This is a genomic window from Methylobacterium sp. WL64, assembly GCF_008039945.1.
In the GTDB taxonomy this organism is placed as follows: Bacteria; Pseudomonadota; Alphaproteobacteria; order Rhizobiales; family Beijerinckiaceae; genus Methylobacterium.
Genome location: NZ_VRVA01000051.1, coordinates 1 through 19,507 on the forward strand (window position 1 = coordinate 1; position 19,507 = coordinate 19,507).

General features: G+C 70.1%; 12 protein-coding genes and 1 pseudogene. 4 read left to right on the forward strand and 9 right to left on the reverse strand.

Features of this window, described 5'->3' with window-relative positions; translation table 11 throughout:
• The 4 genes and pseudogenes from FV242_RS19480 to FV242_RS19495 all read right to left on the reverse strand — a co-directional run.
• Window positions 1-417, reverse strand: a pseudogene (locus tag FV242_RS19480) (hypothetical protein); the annotation flags it as partial.
• 214 nt (window positions 418-631) lie between these two features.
• The gene (locus FV242_RS19485) at window positions 632-1,720 is read right to left on the reverse strand and encodes a branched-chain amino acid aminotransferase (protein ID WP_147940063.1); all 1,089 of its coding nucleotides are present in this window, start codon (window positions 1,718-1,720) and stop codon (window positions 632-634) included.
• Between the two features lie 116 nt (window positions 1,721-1,836).
• Complete coding sequence (locus FV242_RS19490; RefSeq protein ID WP_147940064.1) at window positions 1,837-3,597, reverse strand: ABC transporter ATP-binding protein; 1,761 nt, start codon at window positions 3,595-3,597, stop codon at window positions 1,837-1,839.
• Window positions 3,598-3,741: 144 nt separating this feature from the next.
• Window positions 3,742-4,263 (reverse strand): Spy/CpxP family protein refolding chaperone, encoded by a 522-nt coding sequence (locus tag FV242_RS19495; RefSeq protein WP_147940065.1) that lies wholly within the window; start codon window positions 4,261-4,263, stop codon window positions 3,742-3,744.
• Window positions 4,264-4,412: 149 nt separating this feature from the next.
• On the opposite strand from FV242_RS19495, the gene FV242_RS19500 reads away from it, so the two are divergent.
• The 4 genes from FV242_RS19500 (at window position 4,413) to FV242_RS35610 (ending at window position 9,708) form a co-directional block, all read left to right on the forward strand.
• Complete coding sequence (locus FV242_RS19500) at window positions 4,413-5,351, forward strand: metal ABC transporter substrate-binding protein (protein ID WP_147940066.1); 939 nt, start codon at window positions 4,413-4,415, stop codon at window positions 5,349-5,351.
• Between the two features lie 231 nt (window positions 5,352-5,582).
• On the forward strand, window positions 5,583-7,319 hold the full coding sequence (locus FV242_RS19505; RefSeq protein ID WP_147909854.1) for a heparinase II/III family protein: 1,737 nt from the start codon (window positions 5,583-5,585) through the stop codon (window positions 7,317-7,319).
• Between the two features lie 71 nt (window positions 7,320-7,390).
• Window positions 7,391-8,989, forward strand: coding sequence for a bifunctional phosphoribosylaminoimidazolecarboxamide formyltransferase/IMP cyclohydrolase (gene purH / locus FV242_RS19510; RefSeq protein WP_147940067.1), 1,599 nt, complete (start codon window positions 7,391-7,393; stop codon window positions 8,987-8,989).
• Between the two features lie 308 nt (window positions 8,990-9,297).
• The gene (locus tag FV242_RS35610) at window positions 9,298-9,708 is read left to right on the forward strand and encodes a hypothetical protein (protein ID WP_246691994.1); all 411 of its coding nucleotides are present in this window, start codon (window positions 9,298-9,300) and stop codon (window positions 9,706-9,708) included.
• Window positions 9,709-10,259: 551 nt separating this feature from the next.
• On the opposite strand, the gene FV242_RS19520 is transcribed toward FV242_RS35610, so the two are convergent.
• The 5 genes from FV242_RS19520 to FV242_RS19540 form a co-directional block, all read right to left on the reverse strand.
• Window positions 10,260-11,894 carry an MFS transporter gene (locus FV242_RS19520; RefSeq protein WP_147909861.1) on the reverse strand — a complete coding sequence of 545 codons (1,635 nt, stop codon included), beginning with the start codon at window positions 11,892-11,894 and terminating at the stop codon, window positions 10,260-10,262.
• Between the two features lie 309 nt (window positions 11,895-12,203).
• Window positions 12,204-13,886 carry a cation acetate symporter gene (locus FV242_RS19525; protein WP_147940068.1) on the reverse strand — a complete coding sequence of 561 codons (1,683 nt, stop codon included), beginning with the start codon at window positions 13,884-13,886 and terminating at the stop codon, window positions 12,204-12,206.
• Complete coding sequence (locus FV242_RS19530) at window positions 13,883-14,257, reverse strand: DUF485 domain-containing protein (protein WP_147909857.1); 375 nt, start codon at window positions 14,255-14,257, stop codon at window positions 13,883-13,885. The genes FV242_RS19525 and FV242_RS19530 overlap by 4 nt, the downstream gene beginning before the upstream one ends.
• A 124-nt stretch (window positions 14,258-14,381) precedes the next feature.
• Window positions 14,382-16,328, reverse strand: a complete 1,947-nt coding sequence (gene acs, locus FV242_RS19535; RefSeq protein WP_147940069.1) for an acetate--CoA ligase — start codon at window positions 16,326-16,328, stop codon at window positions 14,382-14,384.
• Between the two features lie 279 nt (window positions 16,329-16,607).
• Window positions 16,608-19,340, reverse strand: coding sequence for a PAS domain-containing protein (locus tag FV242_RS19540; RefSeq protein WP_147940070.1), 2,733 nt, complete (start codon window positions 19,338-19,340; stop codon window positions 16,608-16,610).
• Window positions 19,341-19,507 lie beyond the last annotated feature (167 nt).

Consider the following 19,507-nt stretch of genomic DNA (forward strand, 5'->3'; position numbering starts at 1 on the left):
GAGGATCGCGGCGATCTCGCGCCGGAGCACCGCGTCGGCCTCGGCACGCAGCGCCGCCAGCGCCGCCTCGACCTCGCCGAGCCGGGGCTCGACGCCTTCGCGCAGGATTGCCGACACGATCGACCGGAAATTCACGCCCAGATCGGCGTAGACCTCGCCCACCGGCACCGACAGGTCGGACATGACCCGGATCAGCACCTCGTGGACGACCAAGCGCCATGGCTTGATCCGGGTGAGCTGGCGGGCCGGCAGCCCGCACAGGTCGCTCATCTCCAGCGCGTCGCGCAGGGGCGTCTCGACGTGCTCGGGCCGGTAGACGGTGATCAGCGGCGTGAAGGCGGCCGGCAGGTCGGACTGGACGCCTGGATTCCAGGGGCCGGCAGCTGTTTCCGGTGAGCTGGCTGCCGCTTCCGTCATCCGCGCGTCTCCCTTTCCCTTCTGCGGGTCAGGGCGGCCCCTGCCTTGGCAGGGGTCGGGAGAGGGGCGGGGCGACGGTTCAGGACTTCACCTCTGGCGCACTCTTTCCGGACGCGGCGCTCCCCTCCCGACCCCCGCCGCAGAGGGGGAGGGGGATGCGCGGCGGAGGGCACGAACCGGGCATACAGCCCCCGCTCTCCGCCACGCCAAGACCCTAGAAGACCTTCTGGAACCAGCCGTGCGAGTCCTCGGTGGTGCCGCGCTGGATATCGACCAGCATGCCGCGCAGCCGGCGCGCCACCGGGCCCGCCACCGCGTCGCCGATCGTGAAGTTGTCCTCGCGGCCCTTCACGGTGCCGATCGGGGTGATCACCGCGGCGGTGCCGCAGGCGAAGGCCTCGGTGAGCCGGCCGGCGCGGACGTCGGTGCGCCAGGCGTCGATCGTGTAGGGCTCCTCCTTCACGGTGAGGCCGGCTTCCCGGGCCAGGGTGATCACCGAATCGCGGGTGATGCCGGGCAGGATGCTGTCGGAGAGCGGCGGGGTTTGCAGCGTGCCGTCCGCGAAGACGAAGAACACGTTCATCCCACCGAGCTCCTCGATGTAGCGGCGCTCGGCCGCGTCGAGGAACACCACCTGCTCGCAGCCCTGGCGCGTGGCCTCCGCCTGCGCGGCGAGGCTGGCGGCGTAGTTGCCGCCGCACTTGGCGGCGCCGGTGCCGCCCGGCGCCGCCCGGGTGAAGTGCTCGGAGACCCAGACCGTAACCGTGCCGGTCGGATCCTTGAAGTACGAGCCCACCGCCGAGGCGATGGTGATGAACAGGTATTCCGAGGCCGGCTTGACGCCCAGGAACGCCTCGTTGGCGATCATGAACGGCCGCAGATAGAGGCTGCCGTCGGGCGTGTCGGGGATCCAGGCGCGGTCGATCTCGACCAGCTTGCGCGTGGCCTCGACGAACGCGTCCTCGGGGAACGGCGCCATCGCCATGCGCTCGGCCGAGAGTCGGAAGCGGCGGGCGTTGGCATCGGGGCGGAACAGGGCCGCGCCGCCATCGGCGGTGCGGTAGGCCTTGAGACCTTCGAAGATCTCCTGCGCGTAATGCAGCACCGCGGCGGCGGGATCGAGCGGGATCGCCTCGCGCGCCTGGATCCGCGCGTCGTACCAGCCGCGGCCGGCCGAGTACCGGGCCACCACCATGTGGTCGGTGAACACCTTGCCGAAGCCCGGATTCGTCATCAGCGCGGCCCGCTCGGCGTCGGTCCGGCGGGCGGGATGGGCTTGGGTCTCGAACGTCAGGTCGCTCACGGTAGGGTCCTCATAGACACAAGCCCTTATGCCGCGCTCCCGCGGATGAATCTACGGAGCGTGCGCATGGCTCATGCGGCTCATGTGTCGTGCCGCCTACTTGTGCGGGCGTGGCCTCACGCGGTCGGCGTCGGATCCGATAGCTGCATCCGGTGCAGGCGGGCATAGGCGCCGCCGGCCGCGATCAGGTCGTCGTGCCGCCCTGTCTCGATCACCCGGCCGGCCTCCATCACGGCGATCCGGTCGGCCTCCCGCACCGTCGAGAGGCGGTGGGCGATGACCAGGGTGGTGCGGCCGCGCATGAGACGCGTCAGCGCCGCCTGGACGAGGCGCTCCGATTCCGAATCGAGCGCGGAGGTCGCCTCGTCGAGGAGCAGGATCGGCGCATCCTTCAGGAAGGCCCGGGCCAGGGCGATTCGCTGCCGCTCGCCGCCAGAGAGGCGGTTGCCGGCCGGCCCGACCCGGAAATCGTAGCCCTCCGGCAGGGCGGTCACGAAGTCGTGGGCGGCCGCGGCGCGGGCGGCCGCCTCGATCTCGGACCGGCTCGTCCCGGGGCGGCCGAAGCCGATATTGACCGCGATCGTGTCGTCGAACAGCACGACCTCCTGCGAGACCACCGCCACGGCGGCCCGCAGGGAGGCGAGCGTCACGGCGCGCACGTCCTGCCCGTCGATGGTCACCCGGCCGGCGGTGACGTCGTAGAGCCGCGGCACGAGGTTGAGCAGCGAGGACTTACCGGAGCCCGAGCGCCCGACCAGCGCGGTGGCGGCGCCGGCGGGGACCGTGAGGTCGATCCCCTCCAGCGCCGGGGCGTCCGGGCGGTAGCGGAACTGCACGCCCGCGAACCGGATCTCCCCCGCGGTGACGACGAGCTGCGCCGCATCCGACGCCTCGCGGATCTGGGGTGCCTCGTCCATCACATCGAAATAGCGCCGCAACGCCGCCGCCGCCTCCTGCAGGATGGCGTTGAGGTTGCCCAGTGCCCGGGCCGGCTGGGCGGCGAGCAGGAGCGCCGCCACGTAACCGGTGAAATCGCCGACCGTCCGCTCGCCGGACAGCACCCGCTGCCCGACCAGCACCAGAACCCCCGCCACCGCGATGCCGCCGCCCACCTCCAGCAGCGGGTCGAGGCGCCCGCGGGCGTTGGCGGCCTTCATCTTGAGGCGGCGCACCTCGTCCAGCGCCTGCGCGGCCCGGCCCTTGAGGTAGCCCTCCATGGCGTAGGTCTTGGCGACCCGGGCGCCCTGCAGGCTCTCGGAGATCAGGCTGGCGGTGGCGCCCATCTGCTCCTGGGTGGTGGTCGAGACCCGCCGGAGCTTCTTGCCGATCCGACCGATCGGGCCGGCCACGAACGGCACCGTGAGGCCGGCGACGAGCGTCAGCACCGGGTCCATCCAGACCAGCGCCGCCACGAGGCCGATCAGCATCGCGATGTCGCGCAGCAGGACCGTGGAGATGCGGGTCAGCGCCTCCTTGATGAAGGCGAAATCGGTGGTGAAGCGCTGGGTCAGCGCAGCGGGGCTCTCGCGGCCGAGCTGGGCGAGGTCGGAGTCGATCAGGTGGCCATAGAGCGCCGCCTGCATGTCGGCCTCGACCCGGGTCACGACCCGGTTGGTCAGCACCGTCTGGCCGAACAGGGAGAACCCGCGCAGCGCCGTGACCACGATCACAACGAGCGGCCCGTAGGCGATCGCCGCCGCGTCCTTGCGGTCGAAGGCGTCGAAGGCGGCCTTGATCAGGGCCGGGTACAGCCCGGTCGAGCCGCCCACCAGCGCGATCAGCACCAGCACGACGGCGAGCGTCCCGCGGTGGGGATAGAGCCAAGTGCGCCACAGCCGGGCGAGGAGGGGGACGGTGTCGCCGGGCAGGCGCGCCATGGAGCTTACCGGTTCGGGCCTTTCACCGGGCTCCTTTGGCAAGACCCGCGGCGGCAGCGGTTTGCAGCCGCTGCCGCCGCGGATCAAGTTTTTTGGTTCTTCTGGATTTTTAGATTTTTAGGTTTTTGATCGGGCGCCGTGCCGTCAGCGGTCGTCGCCGCCAGGGCCGCGCTCGCCGTCGCGGTGGTGATGCCAGCCGCCGTGGCGATGGCCGCCCATCGGGCGGGCGAGGATCATCGCGCGCCGCTTCTGGCCTTCGTCGAGGCTCGCGTAGAGCGGCTGCGAGGCATCGGCGAGCTTGCGCAGGGCCTCGCCCCGGGCGGTCGTCGCGTCTGCCATCGCCCGCAGGGCGGCCGGCGCGTCGTCGGCGATCTTCGGGCGATCGCGCATTGCCGCGCGCCGATCCTGGCGCAATTTCACCATGTCGCGCAGGGCGGCCTCCACCGGCGGCCACAGCTTCTCCTGGTCGGGATTGAGCTTCAGCCCGGCATGCAGGCCGGCGATCCGGGCATCCGCGAAGGCGGCCCGATCCTCAGGGGTCAGGGCGCTCCAACGCCCGTGGCCCCGCGCGCCGTCGGCACTGCGGTCATGCGCTGCGGCGGCGCCGACGAGGCCCAGGCCGAGAACACCGGTGACGAGAAGGGCGGCACTCAAACGTCCAGTCATGGCATGCTCCATCTTACGCTCGGCTGCCGCGGCGATGACCCGGCGGCGGCCCACGACCCGCATCAGGGCCCCCCCCGTGTATCCCGCTTGTGTATGTAACATTGTTACACTACAGGCTCGCTGGCTCCGGTGGATTGGGAGGACGACAGGTGCGCGGGACGGTTCGGTTGGCGTGGCTCGCGGGCCTCGCCCTGTGGCTCGGCATCTCTCTCCCGGCCCGGGCGGCCCCGGACGGCGAGAAGGTCCGCGCGGTGGCGAGCTTCTCGATCCTGGGCGACCTCGTGCGCGCGGTCGGCGGACCCTACGTGGCGGTGACCACCCTGGTCGGCCCGGATTCCGACGCGCACGGCTTCAGCCCGTCTCCGGCCGACGCCAAGAAGCTCGCAGGAGCCGACATCGTGTTCGTCAACGGCCTCGGTCTGGAGGGCTGGCTCGACAGGCTGATCCGAGCCTCCGGCACCCGCGCCCCGGTCGTCGTCGTCTCCGCGGGGGTGAAGACCATCGCGGCCGTCGACGATCACGCGCATGCGGAGGACGGGCACGACCACGGCGCCCACGCGGTCGATCCGCATGCCTGGCAGAGCGTGGCCAACGTGCGGATCTACGTCGCCAACATCCGCGACGGCCTGGCGAAGGTCGATCCGGCCCATGCCGACGCCTACCGGTCGGCTGCTGAGGCCTACACGGCGGAGCTCGATCGTCTCGACACGGCGGTGCGACAGGCCGTGGAGAAGATCCCCCCGGCAAACCGCCGGATCATCACCACCCACGATGCGTTCGGCTACTTCGCCGACGCCTACGGGCTGCGCTTCATCGCGCCCCAGGGCGTGTCCACCGACAGCGAGGCGAGCCCCCGGGACGTCGCGACGATCATCCGGCAGATCCGCCGGGACAAGGTGCCGGCGGTGTTCCTCGAGAACATCAGCGATCCGCGCCAGATGGAGCTGATCGCGCGGGAGGGCGGCGCCCGGATCGGCGGCAAGGTCTATTCGGACGCCCTGTCGGGTTCGGACGGGCCGGCGGCGACCTACCTGGACATGATGCGCTCGAATCTGCGGGCGTTCGACGCGGCCCTGGCCCCGGGCTGAGCCGCCGGAGCCGCGGCTTATGCACCCCGATCCGCCCCGGTGCTTCAACCGGGGCGTGCGCAAGCCCGCATTCTTTCCCGCCCCGGGAATGACATAGCGTAAACCGCCGGTTAAGAGGCCGCCTCTACCCTGAAACGAAACGGGTGCCAGCCGATCCTCGTACCCGGGGGCTCGGGCCCTTGGGGCCTGGCGAGATCGCGTGGCTCGGAGATCGCGTGGCTGGGATATTGCGTGGCTTGGGGGCCTGACCGCTGGCGCTTTTATCGGCTCGTGGGGCGCGAGGCCGCGCGGACCCTCCGTGCCGTCGGCGCCAGCCTGACCGCCTCGCCCGACATCCTGACGCGGATGCGCGTAACCGGGCTGGTGATCGCCCCGCAGGACCTGCGCACCTCCGACGCGACCTTCGCGGACGACATCTATTCCGGCCTGTTCGTCTTCGCCGGACGCTCGCTGGCGGCGAGCGGCGGCTCGCCCTTCGACTACGCGGCGCCCTCGCCGGAATGGGCCGATGAGCTCTACGGCTTCGGCTGGCTGCGCCACCTCCGGGCGGCCGACACCGCGCTCGCCCGGGCTAATGCCCGCGCCTTCGTGGCCGATTTCATCGCTGGCCGGGGCGATGCCGCGCTGGCCCGCCACACCCCGGTGGCGGCGCGGCGGCTGATCTCGTTCCTGTGCCAGTCGCCCCTCGTTCTCGAGGGCGCCGACCACACCTTCTACCAAAACTTCCTCAAGGCCATCGCGCGCAACGCCCAACAGCTCGAGCGCGACCTGCGGCGGGGCGTGCCGCCGCAATGGCGCCTGAGCGCCGCCGTGGCGCTCTGCTACGCCGGCCTGTGCTGCGACGGCATCCAGCCGATCCTGCGCCGGGCGACCCGCATCCTGTCGCGGGAGCTCGACCGGCAGATCCTGACCGACGGCGGCCACCGCTCCCGTGACCCGCGCTACGCCATGGAGCTGCTCCTCGATCTTCTGCCCCTGCGCCAGAGCTATCTCAGCCGCAGCGTCGAGCCGCCGGCCGCGCTGCTGCGGGCGGTGGACCGGATGCTGCCGCTGCTGCGGCTCCTGCGCCACCCGGACGCCTCGCTCAGCCACTTCAACGGCATGGGCGCCACCGATGCCGACCATCTCGCGACGCTCCTGGTCTACGACGGCGCGCTCGCCCGGCCGATGATGCACGCGCCGAATTCCGGCTACGAGCGCCTGGAGGGCGGCCGGGTCATCGTGGTCGCCGATGTCGGCAAGAGCCCGCCGCTGCCCTACTCGCTCAACGCCGGAGCGGGCTGCCTCGCCTTCGAGATGTCGAGCGGGCCGCAGCGCATCGTGGTCAATTGCGGCCTACCCGCCAGCGGGCCGGACCTGCGCCTGCTGGCCCGCTCCACGCCGGCCCATTCCACCGCCAGCGTCGCCGACGCGTCCTCTTGCCGATTCCTCACCGCGACCGGGTGGTGGGGCGAGCGCCTGGCGGCCGCGTGGCTGATCCGCCGGCGCGGCGCCGTGGTCCTGCGCGGTCCCGCCGCCGTCGCGTCCGAGCGGGTCGAGGAGGCCGACAGCGTGATGCTCGCCGCCCGGCACGACGGCTACGCCCCGGATTTCGGCATCGTGCACGAGCGGCGCTGGCAGCTGTTCCCCACGAATACCCGGCTCGAAGGCCGGGACGCGTTCCTGCGCCAGGGCAAGGCCCGGGTGCGCGGCCACGACGTGGCGATCCGCTTCCACCTGCATCCCGGCATCGCTGTGCGCGGGGTGCCGGATGGGCTCGAACTGGCCTCCGCGCTGGGCGAGGTATGGGTGTTCCGGGCGTCGGCCGCGGAGATCGCGATCGAGGAGAGCGTGTACTTTTCCGGCCTGACCGGGCCGCGCCGTACCGACCAGATCGTTCTGTATCTGCGCGTCTCCGACGACGTCGAGGTGCGCTGGAGCTTCGAGCGCCTGGCCTCGGCGCCGATGCGGGGCGCCATCGCGCCCTGACTCGGGCGGCTGGCCCCCCGCACCGGTTCCATGCTACCGCGCGCCGAAATCACAAGGTTCGGCAAGCAGCTATGGCGCACGATCAGGTGCGGGTCTCCCGCGCGCTCCTCTCGGTCTCGGACAAGGCCGGCCTCGTCGATTTCGCCCGGGCGCTGCATGCCCGCGGCATTGCGCTGGTCTCGACCGGCGGCACCCATCGCGCCCTTCAGGAGGCCGGCCTGCCGGTCACCGAGGTCGCCGACCTGACCGGCTTCCCCGAGATGATGGACGGGCGGGTGAAGACCCTGCACCCGGCGGTGCATGGCGGCCTGCTCGCCATCCGCGACAACCCCGAGCACCAGGCCGCGCTCGCCGCCCACGGCATCGGGGCCATCGACCTGCTTGTGGTGAACCTCTACCCGTTCGAGGCGACCATCGCGGCCGACAAGCCGGAGGCCGACTGCATCGAGAACATCGACGTCGGCGGCCCGGCGATGATTCGCGCGGCCGCCAAGAACCACGCCGACGTCGCGGTCGTCACCGACGTCTCGGATTACCCCGCGGTGCTGGCGGCGCTGGAGCAGACCGGTGGCACCATCGGGTCCGAACTGCGCCGGCATCTGGCCCAGAAGGCCTTCGCCCGCACCGCCGCCTACGACGCCGCCATCGCCAACTGGATGGCGGTCCAGTTCGGCACCGAGACGCCCGGCCAGTTCCGCGCCTTCGGGGGCGCGCTGGCGCAGGGCCTGCGCTACGGCGAGAACCCGCACCAGTCGGCCGCCTTCTACCGGGCGCCCGGGAAAGTCCGGGCCGGCGTCGCGACCGCGCGCCAGCTGCAGGGCAAGGAGCTGTCCTACAACAACTTCAACGACACCGATGCCGCCTACGAATGCGTCGCGGAGTTCGATCCGGTCCGCGCCGCCGCGGTGGCGATCATCAAGCACGCGAACCCGTGCGGCGTCTCCGAGGGGGCGAGCCTGCTTGAGGCCTACGAGCGGGCGCTGAGCTGCGACCCGACCTCGGCCTTCGGCGGCATCGTCGCGCTGAACCGGACGCTCGACGTGGAGTCCGCCCGCCGGATCGTCGAGATCTTCACCGAGGTGATCATCGCGCCGGACGCGACCCCGGAGGCCGCCGCGATCGTGGCCGCCAAGAAGAACCTGCGCCTCCTGCTGGCCGGCAGCCTGCCCGACCCGCGGGCACCGGGCGAGACCGTGCGCACCTTGTCCGGCGGGCTGCTGGTCCAAGGCCGGGACGCGGTCGTGGTCGACGACATGCCGCTCACGGTCGTGACCAAGCGCGCGCCGAGCGAAGCCGAATCGGCCGACCTCCGCTTCGCCTACCGGGTCGCCAAGCACGTGAAGTCGAACGCCATCGTGTACGCCAAGGGCGGCGCTACGGTGGGAATCGGGGCGGGCCAGATGTCCCGGGTCGATTCCTCGCGCATCGCCGCCTGGAAGGCCGCCGAGGGTGCCAGGCGCCTGGGGCTCGCCGACAGCCTGGCGGTGGGATCCGTCGTGGCCTCGGACGCCTTTTTCCCGTTCGCCGACGGCCTGCTGGCCGCGGCCGAGGCGGGGGCGACGGCGGTGATCCAGCCGGGCGGCTCCATGCGCGACGCCGAGGTGATCGCGGCCGCCGACGAGGCGGGCTTGGCCATGGTGTTCACCGGCCACCGTCACTTCCGTCACTGACGGCCCCGATCCGGCAGAGATCGCGACGTTCGCGCAAACGACGGAGCGGTGGTTCGCCGCCGCCGCTCCGGGGGCGGTCCGGCGTTAACGCTTTGCGGAGAAACGTGCGCCGCTGCGAAGGCTTGAGACGCGGCGGATGCGCCCGCCGGTAGCTTGCCGACCGATCTATTGGCGCAGCCTCGACCAGCGACAAGCCGGTCTAGCAGAATCGATTTTACAGAACAGAATAATAGATAGCCGAATACGCGGCATTTGACACGATTTGCGTGGGATCTGTCCGGGGCTTGATATTTTGGCGCCCGGGCGTCATGAAAAATTTGCCGCTCGACGGAACTTTGTCGTCGGACTACGCGCTCTCTTCATGGATCGCGTGTGCGGTGCCCGTGGCATTGGGCTTCGGAGCCCCCATTTCGGGGATGTTGTTTCAGTGTCGTGCGCTGAACAACCTTGGGCCAGGTGACGCGATGTTACTCGCTGCAGTTCTGTTCGTGATCGGATTGCTGATCGGCTGGGCTTATACCATGCTGGTCATGATCGCGACGTCGTTTCTGATCCTGGTCGGCGCCGTGCTTCTGTTCGCGTTCGGCCCCGGTCTCGACCTGCTCCACGTGCTGATCATCCTCGGCTATCTCACCGCGCACCAGTCCGGATACCTGTTCGGAGCCTATTGCAGCGGGTATTTCGACGGTAAACGCAACCGCCAATCGCCGCTACCATAGCCAGACCGGACCGCCGGCGAGGTTGTAGATAAGCGCCCAGACGGCAATCATGGTTGTGTTGGCACCGATAACTGCGACGAGCGGCGGCCTGCGTCCGGCCCTGCGATGTAAGTGCGTCACAGCCTCGTCCACGATCCGTTCCCTCTTGTGTCTCAAAGCGTATCGAAGACGGAAGAGAACCGCTTTTGGTTCCACCAAGACTGATTCTTGATCGGCAACAAGCGGTTGTCAGCATACAACCTGTGTGTTTGTGTCGGCCGACTTCGGAGCTGCCCGTACCATTGGGTGCAAAATAATAATAGCCTTTTCGTGTCCGAATTCGCGGCAATGCCAATCTTGAGGCTGGCCGTCCCTTCTTCATGAGGCGGGATCCTCAATAGGCTGCCGATCAGCCAGTACCGAAGTTGTCGGAGCGGATGCGTGACGAAGCGCACCGGAGGCAGCAGCCCCCGAGCCCGCCCGCGCAGATCCCACCGCTACCCTGGAAACGAAAACACCCGGACCGCGTCGGCGGCCCGGGTGTCGTCACCTGAGGAGGGTCGTGGGTCGGATCAGGTATCGGCGAAGATGTCGCGATCCTTGGTCTCGGGCACGAAGATCAGCCCGATGACGACCGTCGCGACCGCGATGACGATCGGGTACCAGAGGCCGTAATAGATGTCCCCGGTCTGGGCCACCATGGCGAAGGCGGTGGCCGGCAGCAGGCCGCCGAACCAGCCGTTGCCGATATGGTAGGGCAGGGACATCGAGGTGTAGCGGATCCGGGTCGGGAACAGCTCCACCAGCATGGCGGCGATCGGGCCGTAGACCATCGTCACGAACACCACGAGGATGAACAGCAGGCCGATCACCTGCGCCACCTGGGGCCGGAAGATGTCGAACGGGTTCGCCATCTTGACGATGTCGGCGTCGCCGGCCTTCGGGTAGCCGGCCGCCTGGAGCGCAGCGGTCACGGCCTTGTTGGCCTCCGGCGCGCCGCCCTGCGGATAGGCGATCTCGGTGTCGTTCACCCGAATCGTCGCGGGCTGGCCGGGGGCGCCGGGCGCGGTGGCGTATTTCACCGAGGCCTTCGACAGGAAGTCCCGGGCGAGGTCGCAGGGCGCCGTGAACACCCGGGTGCCGACCGGATTGAACAAGGTCCCGCAGGCGGCCGGGTCGGCCGAGACGGTGACCTTCACGTTCTCGATCGCGGCTTCGAGCTTCGGGTTGGCGGTGGCGGTGATGCCCTTGAAGATCGGGAAGAACGTCGCCGCCGCGATCGCGCAGCCCGCCAGGATGATCACCTTGCGGCCGATCTTGTCCGACAGCCAGCCGAACACCACGAAGAAGCCGGTGCCGAGCAGCAGCGACCACGCGATCAGCAGGTTCGCCGTGTAGCCGTCGACCTTCAGGATCGATTGCAGGAAGAACAGCGCGTAGAACTGGCCCGTGTACCAGACCACCCCCTGGCCGGCGACGAGGCCGAACAGGGCGATGATCGCGAACTTGGCGTTCTTCCACTGGCCGAACGCTTCGGTGAGCGGCGCCTTCGAGGTCTTCCCGTCCTCCTTCATCTTCTGGAAGGCCGGCGATTCGGACAGCTGCAGCCGGATCCAGACCGAGATGCCGAGCAGCAGGACCGAGACCAGGAACGGGATGCGCCAGCCCCACTCGGCAAAGGCCGCCTCGCCGGTGAGGCTCCGGGTCGCCAGGATCACCAGCAGCGACAGGAACAGGCCCAGCGTCGCCGTGGTCTGGATCCAGCTCGTGTAGAAGCCGCGCCGGCCATTGGGGGCGTGCTCGGCCACGTAGGTCGCCGCGCCGCCATACTCGCCGCCGAGCGCGAGGCCCTGGGCCAGCCGCAGGACGATCAGGATGATCGGCGCCGCGATCCCGATGGTGGCGGCGTTGGGCAGGATGCCGACGATGAAGGTCGACAGGCCCATGATCAGGATCGTGATCAGGAAGGTGTATTTGCGCCCGACGAGATCGCCGATCCGGCCGAACACCAGCGCGCCGAACGGCCGGACGATGAAGCCGGCCGCGAAGGCCAGCAGCGCGAAGATGTCCCGGGTCGCCGGCGGGTAGGCCGAGAAGAACTGAGCGCCGATGATCGCGGCGAGCGACCCGTAGAGATAGAAATCATACCACTCGAACACGGTGCCGAGTGAGGAGGCGAAGATCACCCGCTTCTCGGCCGAACTCATCGGCCTCGCGGCGTCCCCCGCCCGTGGGATCGCAGTTGCCCCAGCCATGACCCGGTTCCTCCCTGACGACACGTGCGGCCGATGGCCTCGGCTGCGAATCTACGGACTGCGGGCCCTGCACGGGGCGCAGATCACGTATGCGTGACTGTAAGGAACCTGTTGGTCAATCCGCAATCTGGCGGTGGGGCCGGTCATCAACATGGCGGCTTGCGGTGGGTGCGATCCGCCGCTCCGGCGCCGGCCCGGGCGCTCGAACGACGAAGGGCGCGGCTCGCGCCGCGCCCTCCGATCCGTCTGCGTTGGCTCGGCTCAGTGAGCGTGCGCGCCCACCGCTCCGATGCCGGTCTCGGAGCGCACGAACTGCGCCTCGAAGGCGGCGCGCTCGCGCTGGGCCTTGCGGGACCGGTCGAGGCTCGACACGGCCCAGATCGTGAAGAAGGCCAGCGGCATCGAGAACAAGGCCGGGTTGTCGTAGGGGAAGATCGGTGCGGCGTTCCCGAACGTCACCACCCAGACCGCCTTGGACAGCACGACCATCCCGACCGCCGAGATCAGCCCGACGAGGCCACCCGCGAGCGCCCCCCAGGTGGTCGTGCCGCGCCACAGGATCGACATGGCGAGCACCGGGAAGTTGCAGCTCGCCGCCACCGCGAAGGCCAGCCCGACCATGAAGGCGACGTTCTGGTTCTCGAACACGTAGCCGAGATAGATCGCCACGATCCCGATCACCACGGCCGAGAGCTTCGACAGGTTGACCTCGTGCTTCTCGGTGGTGCGCCCGCGGGCGATCACCTGGGCGTAGAGGTCGTGGCTGACCGCGGAGGCGCCAGCCAGCGTCAGGCCCGCCACCACCGCCAGGATGGTCGCGAAGGCCACCGCCGAGATGAAGCCCAGGAAGTACGGGCCGCCCACCGCGTTGGCGAGGTTGACGGCGACCATGTTGGTGCCGCCGATCATGTCCTTCAGCTTGTCGAAGGTGCCCGCCGCGCCGAGCTTGAAGTAGCTCGGGTCCGACATCAGCAGGGCGATGCCGCCGAAGCCGATGATGAACGTCAGGATGTAGAAGTAGCCGATCAGGCCGGTGGCGTAGAACACCGACTTGCGTGCGGCCTGCGCGTCCGCGACCGTGAAGAAGCGCATCAGGATGTGCGGCAGGCCGGCGGTGCCGAACATCAGGCCGACGCCGAGCGAGATCGCCTCGATCGGGTTCGAGACCAGGCCGCCGGGCGCCATGATGGCGTCGCCCTTCGGGTGGACCTGAACCGAGCTGGCGAACAGCGCCTCCGGGTTGAAGCCGTATTTCAGCAGCACCGCGCCGGCCATGAAGGTCGCGCCGCCGAGCAGCAGGCAGGCCTTGATCACCTGGACCCAGGTGGTGGCCTTCATGCCGCCGAAGGCGACGTAGACGATCATCAGCACGCCGACGATGATCACCGCGTAGAGGTAGGGCAGGCCGAACAGCAGCTGGATCAGCTTCCCGGCGCCGACCATCTGGGCGATCAGGTAGAAGGCCACCACCACCAGGGTGCCCACCGCCGAGATGATGCGGATCGCGGTCTGGTCCAGGCGGAAGCTCGCGACGTCGGCGAAGGTGAACTTGCCGAGGTTGCGCAGGCGCTCGGCGATCAGGAACAGCACGATCGGCCAGCCGACCAGGAAGCCGGTGGAGTAGATCAGCCCGTCGAAGCCCGAGGTGTAGACCAGGCCCGAGATGCCCAGGAACGAGGCGGCCGACATGTAGTCGCCCGCGATCGCCAGGGCGTTGGTGCCGGCCGAGATGCCGCCGCCCGCGGCGTAGAAGTCGGCGGCCGACTTGGTGCCCTTGGCGGCCTTGTAGGTGATGCCCAGCGTCAGCAGGACGAAGAACAGGAACATGCCGATGGCCGGCCAGTTCGTGGCCGATTGCGAGACGGCGCCGAGGTCGGGCCCGGCCGCATAGGCCGCGCAGGCCGTGATCGTGGCCAGCGTGAGGCCGAGGAGTATGCGGTTCATCGGCCGACTTTCCGCTTCAGTGCGTCGCTCAGCGCGTCGAAGCGCGTGTTGGCCCGGGCCACGTAGATGCCGGTGAGCGCGAAGGCGAACAGGATCACGAACACGCCCATGAACAGCCCGAGCGAGGCGGTGCCGCCGCCGACCTTCACGGCGAGCAGCGACTTGTCGAAGGCGATCAGGCCGATGAAGCCGAAATAGACCACCAGCATCAGGATCGTCAGGATCCAGCCGAACCGGGTGCGCTCGGTGACGAGCTGCTTGAATTCCGGGGTCCGGACGATCCGGTCGATCTGCGGATCGACCGTCGCGGCGGGCTTGCGGGTTGATGGGGGCGCCGTGCCCCCGCGAAGGCCGAGTGTCGAGCCGCTCATGGCGTATTCCTCCCGCGAGGGCGCTTCGGCCCTCCGGTTCCTCTTGAGACCAAGGTTCGTGATTTGTGTTGGGAACGGGCGCCGGACCGGCACCCGCCTCGTCGTTCCTGCGCGGTCCGGCCGATCAGGGCCGGTTCTGCCGGTTCTCGATCAGATCCTCGACCACGGCAGGTTCGGCCAGGGTCGAGGTATCGCCCAGCGAGCCGAAATCGTCCTCGGCGATCTTGCGCAGGATGCGGCGCATGATCTTGCCGGAGCGGGTCTTGGGCAGGCCGGGGGCGAACTGGATCAGGTCCGGCGAGGCGATCGGCCCGATATCCTTGCGGACCCAGGTCACGAGCTCCTTGCGCAGGGCGTCGTCGCCTTCCTCGCCGTCGTTGAGGGTGACGTAGGCGTAGATGCCCTGGCCCTTGACATTGTGCGGGTAGCCGACCACCGCCGCCTCGGCGACCTTGGGGTGGGCGACCAGCGAGGATTCGACCTCCGCGGTGCCCATCCGGTGGCCCGAGACGTTGATCACGTCGTCGACCCGGCCGGTGATCCAGTAATAGCCGTCCGCGTCCCGGCGGGCGCCGTCGCCGGTGAAGTACTTGCCCGGATAGGTCGAGAAGTAGGTCTGCTCGAACCGCTCATGGTCGCCGTAGACCGTGCGCATCTGGCCGGGCCAGGAATCCGCGATGCAGAGGTTGCCCTCGCACGGGCCCTGCAGAACCTTGCCCTCGGCATCGACCATCTCGGGCTTCACGCCGAAGAACGGCCTCGTCGCCGAGCCCGGCTTCAGGGCTGTGGCGCCCGGGAGCGGGGTGATCAGGATACCGCCGGTCTCGGTCTGCCACCACGTGTCGACGATGGAGCAGCGCCGATCGCCGACGACATTGTAGTACCATTCCCAGGCTTCCGGGTTGATCGGCTCGCCGACCGAGCCGAGCACCCGCAGCGAGGCCCGCGAGGTCTTCTTCACCGGACCTTCGCCGCCGCCCATCAGCGAGCGGATCGCGGTCGGCGCGGTGTAGAAGATGTTGACCTTGTGCTTGTCGACCACCTCCCAGAACCGGGAGGTCGACGGGTAGGTCGGGATGCCCTCGAACATCAGCGTGGTCGCGCCGTTGGCGAGGGGCCCGTACACGATGTAGCTGTGGCCCGTGACCCAGCCGACATCGGCCGTGCACCAGTACACGTCGCCCTCGCGGTAATCGAAGACGTATTGGTGGGTCATCGAGGCGTAGACCAGGTAGCCGCCGGTGGTGTGCACCACGCCCTTCGGCTGGCCGGTCGAGCCCGACGTGTAGAGGATGAACAGCGGGTGCTCGGCCTCCACCGGCTCGGCCGGGCAATGGTCGGTCACCTGCTCGGCGGCCTCGTCGTAGTAGACGTCGCGGCCCGCTTCCATGGCGATGCTGCCGCCGGTGCGGCGCACGACGATCACGTGCTCGACCAGATCGGTGCCGATCCGCTTGATCGCCTCGTCGACATTGGCCTTCAGCGGCACCTTGCGGCCGCCGCGCAGGCCCTCGTCGGCGGTGATCACCACCTTGGAGGTGCAGCCCTGGATGCGCGATGCCAGCGAATCCGGTGAGAAGCCGCCGAACACGATGGCGTGGATCGCGCCGAGCCGCGCGCAGGCCAGCATCGCGTAGGCGGCCTCGGGGATCATCGGCATGTAGAGGGTGACGCGGTCGCCCTTGCCGACGCCGCGGTTGCGCAGGACGTTGGCCATCCGGCAGACCTGCGCGTGCAGCTCTCGGTAGGTGATGTGCTTGGATTCGTCCGGGTTGTCGCCTTCCCAGATGATCGCGGTCTGGTCGCCGCGGGTCTCCAGGTGCCGGTCGATGCAATTGTAGGCGACGTTGGTCTTGCCGTCCTCGAACCACTTGATCGAGATCTTGCCGGGCTCGAAGCTCGTGTCCTTCACCCTGGTGAAGGGCGTCATCCAATCGATGCGCTTGCCGTGCTCGGCCCAGAAGGCGTCCGGATCGGCGACCGACGCCTCGTACAGCGCGCGATATTGGGCGTCGTCGACGTGAGCACCCTCACGCCACGCAGCCTGCACCTCGACGACCTTGCCTTCCATGGCGTTCCATCCCTGTTTGGTGCCCGATCGTATCGCGGCGTCGGCCGCGCAGCCAGGACTTCCAAAGTAACGTAGCCTACATCGTGCGATGTCGGTATCGTCGCCAAGCCGCTTTCCCCGCCGACAAAGACGCGGAAATAAGTTGGGCGCAATTTAAGGCTTGAGTGAAGGTCGGCCGATGCGCTGTCAAGCGGAGCTTGGCGGCATGCACGTCAGCCGCGGCCGGGTGTTTCCGAATACTTCGCGGAAACGGTCAGGTGAGTGCGCCGGGGGGCGAACTCACCCGTTCGCCGCCCGCCGCGTCGGCATGATGATCTCCACAAGCGTGCCGTCCTCCGGCCGCGCCGAGAGCTTGAGACGGCCGCCATTGGCCTCGACCAGGGCACGGGGCAGGGCGAGGCCGTCCTCGACAGCGCCGGCCGATCCGGCGGCGGGCACCGTTGCCCCGGCGCCGGTATCCCGCACCCGCAGGGCGATCGCCGCGCTCTCGGTCGAGCCGGTGGAGACGATCACCTGTCCGCCCGCAACCGAGCGCCGGATCGCGTGCTCGATCACGAGGCAGGCCGCCCGGCTGACCGAGCGCTCGTCGGCCTCCAGGTCGTCGAGGTCGGTGGAGAAGCTGGTGCGCACCACGATCCGGCCGCGGGCGGCCTCGCTCTGGAGCCGCGCGACGCAGCCGGCCACCACGTCGTTCAGCGCGATGCGGCGCGGATCGAGCCGCAGGGCACCGGCCTCGACGGTGGCGAGGTCGAGGAGTTCGCCGACGCGCTCCAGCATCAGCTCGCCCGATGTCCGGATCTGGGCGAGGCAACCGCGATAGCGCACGTCCCCGAGGGGGCCGAACGGCTCCTTCAGCATCGCGTCCGCCAGCTCGATCATCCCGGTCAACGGACCCCGGAAGGCCCGATCCAGGCGCGCCAGCGCCGAGTCGAGGCCGCCGCCGGAGGCCGCGGTCGGCCCCTCGGCGCTCGGCTCAATCTGGGCGGCAAGGGGCGGCGCGGCGTTCAGGACGGCGACCCGGCGCCCGTCGACCCGGGCGGGCGAGACGCCGAGCGTCAGCGCCCGTCCGGCCACAGAGACCGAGCCCGGGCTTCCGGCCGCACCGCGCAGGACGTCGGCCACGGCCAGCACGCTCCCCCGATCGAACAGCGCGACGAAGCTGCCGCCGACGATCTCGCGGGGATCGCACCCGAACAGCTCGGCGGCCGCCCGGTTCAGCGCCACGATCCGGCCGGCGGCATCGAGGGTCAGGACGCCCGCCTCCAGCGCGTCGAGGGCGGCTTCCGCGGCGGCGGTGCGTTCGGCTTGCGCGGCGCGCGCGAGCCGCTCGGCCGTGAGCGCGCCGGCCGGGTCGGCCTCGTCGAGGGGGCGCAGGACTAGGCAGGTCGCCGGCCGGCCTTCCCAGGTGCAGGCGCCGCCCATCACTTCGACCGGCCGGCTGCTGCCGTCGGCCGCCGCGACGGCCGTCCGCCGCGCGGCCGGCTCCGGACCGTCCGGCTGGGGCACCCCACGGAACAGCCGCTCGAGGCCGGCCGTCGTGAGTGCCGGAACGTCGGCGTAGCCGGTCAGCGCAAGGGCGGCCTGATTCGCCGCCAGGATCGCGCCGTCGCGATGCACCAGCGTCGGCAGCGGCAGCCCGGCCAGGAAATCGAGATCGCGCGAGACCGCGGGTTCGCGGGCCTCCGGGCCGTCGGCGAGGGAGCCAGGAATGGAACCGGCAAGGGAGCCGACAAGGGAGCTGACAAGCGAACCGGCATGCGGGCCGGGGAACGGCATGACCGCGCCGCCCCGGGGTGCCGGGATGTCGGTCTCCGCGTCGTCGCCGGCGTAACGGGCTCCGAGCGCCCGCGCGATCTCCCGGAAGGCGGCGTGCTCGTCGGTCGAGAGCGGCGGCGGCTCGACGACGGTTGCGGCAGGGGGAGGCGGCTCGGAGAACGGCTCGGAGGGCGCGGGAGCGGCGTCGGCCGGCGTCTCGGTCGGCTCCTCAGCCGCCTCCGGTTGCCTCTCCACGCTGGTGATCGCGGGCTTCGGCCCGGCCGGGATCGGGGCGGGAAGCTCGGCCGGCGGGACAGCCTCGGCTGCCGCCGGCTCGACGCTCGCGGGTTCCGGCGCGGTCGGCACCGGTACGGACAAGGCGGAGGCATCGGGCGCCGGCACCGGCTCGGGCGACCGCTCGGGAGCCGCGGCCGGCGCGATCGGGGCCGTGGCCGCCTTGGAACCCAGCGCTGCCGGCACGCTGCGCACCAGCCCGAACCCGCCGAAGCCGGAGAACGCCGCATCCCCCCGCCCCAGTGGTGCGCCGGACAGCTCCACCTGGAACGGGCCGTCGCCGAGATCCAGGCAGGCCGGCTCGGCGCGGAAGGTCATGCGTTCGGCAAGCGCCGCGAACATCCCGTCGGCGCCGGTGATCCGGCCGGTCCCGGCGAGCTCCTGCCAGCGCTGGCCGATGAGGCCGGTGAGGCCCTCGGACCCGGTCAGCGTCGTCAGCGCCCCGGAGGCATCGCTGCGCCACAGGAAGCGGTCCCCCGTGTTCAGGGCTGGCGCCTCGACCGGGACGGCGGCGGGCGCCGGTTCGCTCGCGGGTGCCTCCGGCTGCCGCGCCGCCGGGACACCGTGTCGTGGGCGCGGCAGCTTCACCGGGGCTGTCGGAATCACCAGGAAGACCGGCCGGCCGTCGTCTCGGGTCCCGCGGACGACCTGGCAGAGCGTTGGCGGGGCGATCCGCCTCGCGTCGAGGGCGAGGCGCGCGAGCCGGGGCGCGGTGTCGTGCGGGTTGGCCCGGGCGACATGACCGGCGAGGGTCGCGCGGTCGGCCTGCCCGAGTGCCGCGCAGAGGGCCTGTCCCGCCGGCGAGGCGAGCAGGATCCGCCCGTCGACCGGGTCGATCACGAAATGAAGGCCGTCTCGGTCGGCCAGCGCGGCGGCCAGGCTGGGCAGGCGCGCCCAGGCCGCGAACGCAGCGACGAGGTCGGCCTCGGCTGCTCCAGCGGTCGATGTCTGTCTCGTCTGCAAAGCCCGCGACCCCGAACCCACGCCCGATCCCTCGTCCCCCGGCCCGCTTTGCCCGAGAAACACGCCCAACCGTACCCCTATTGTAAAGCCACCTGGGTTGCGACGCTGGACTCTTGCGCCGAGCGTCACACGTTTACGTCATGTCAACCTTAATGATGACGGCGCAG

Bases quoted from the DNA above. Each gene is read 5' to 3' on its own strand.
- FV242_RS19490 (WP_147940064.1), bottom strand. From the start codon at position 3,597: ATGGCGCGCCTGCCCGGCGACACCGTCCCCCTCCTCGCCCGGCTGTGG.
- FV242_RS19495 (WP_147940065.1), bottom strand. From the start codon at position 4,263: ATGACTGGACGTTTGAGTGCCGCCCTTCTCGTCACCGGTGTTCTCGGC.
- FV242_RS35610 (WP_246691994.1), top strand. From the start codon at position 9,298: ATGAAAAATTTGCCGCTCGACGGAACTTTGTCGTCGGACTACGCGCTC.
- purH (WP_147940067.1), top strand. From the start codon at position 7,391: ATGGCGCACGATCAGGTGCGGGTCTCCCGCGCGCTCCTCTCGGTCTCG.
- acs (WP_147940069.1), bottom strand. From the start codon at position 16,328: ATGGAAGGCAAGGTCGTCGAGGTGCAGGCTGCGTGGCGTGAGGGTGCT.
- FV242_RS19525 (WP_147940068.1), bottom strand. From the start codon at position 13,886: ATGAACCGCATACTCCTCGGCCTCACGCTGGCCACGATCACGGCCTGC.
- FV242_RS19520 (WP_147909861.1), bottom strand. From the start codon at position 11,894: ATGAGTTCGGCCGAGAAGCGGGTGATCTTCGCCTCCTCACTCGGCACC.
- FV242_RS19530 (WP_147909857.1), bottom strand. From the start codon at position 14,257: ATGAGCGGCTCGACACTCGGCCTTCGCGGGGGCACGGCGCCCCCATCA.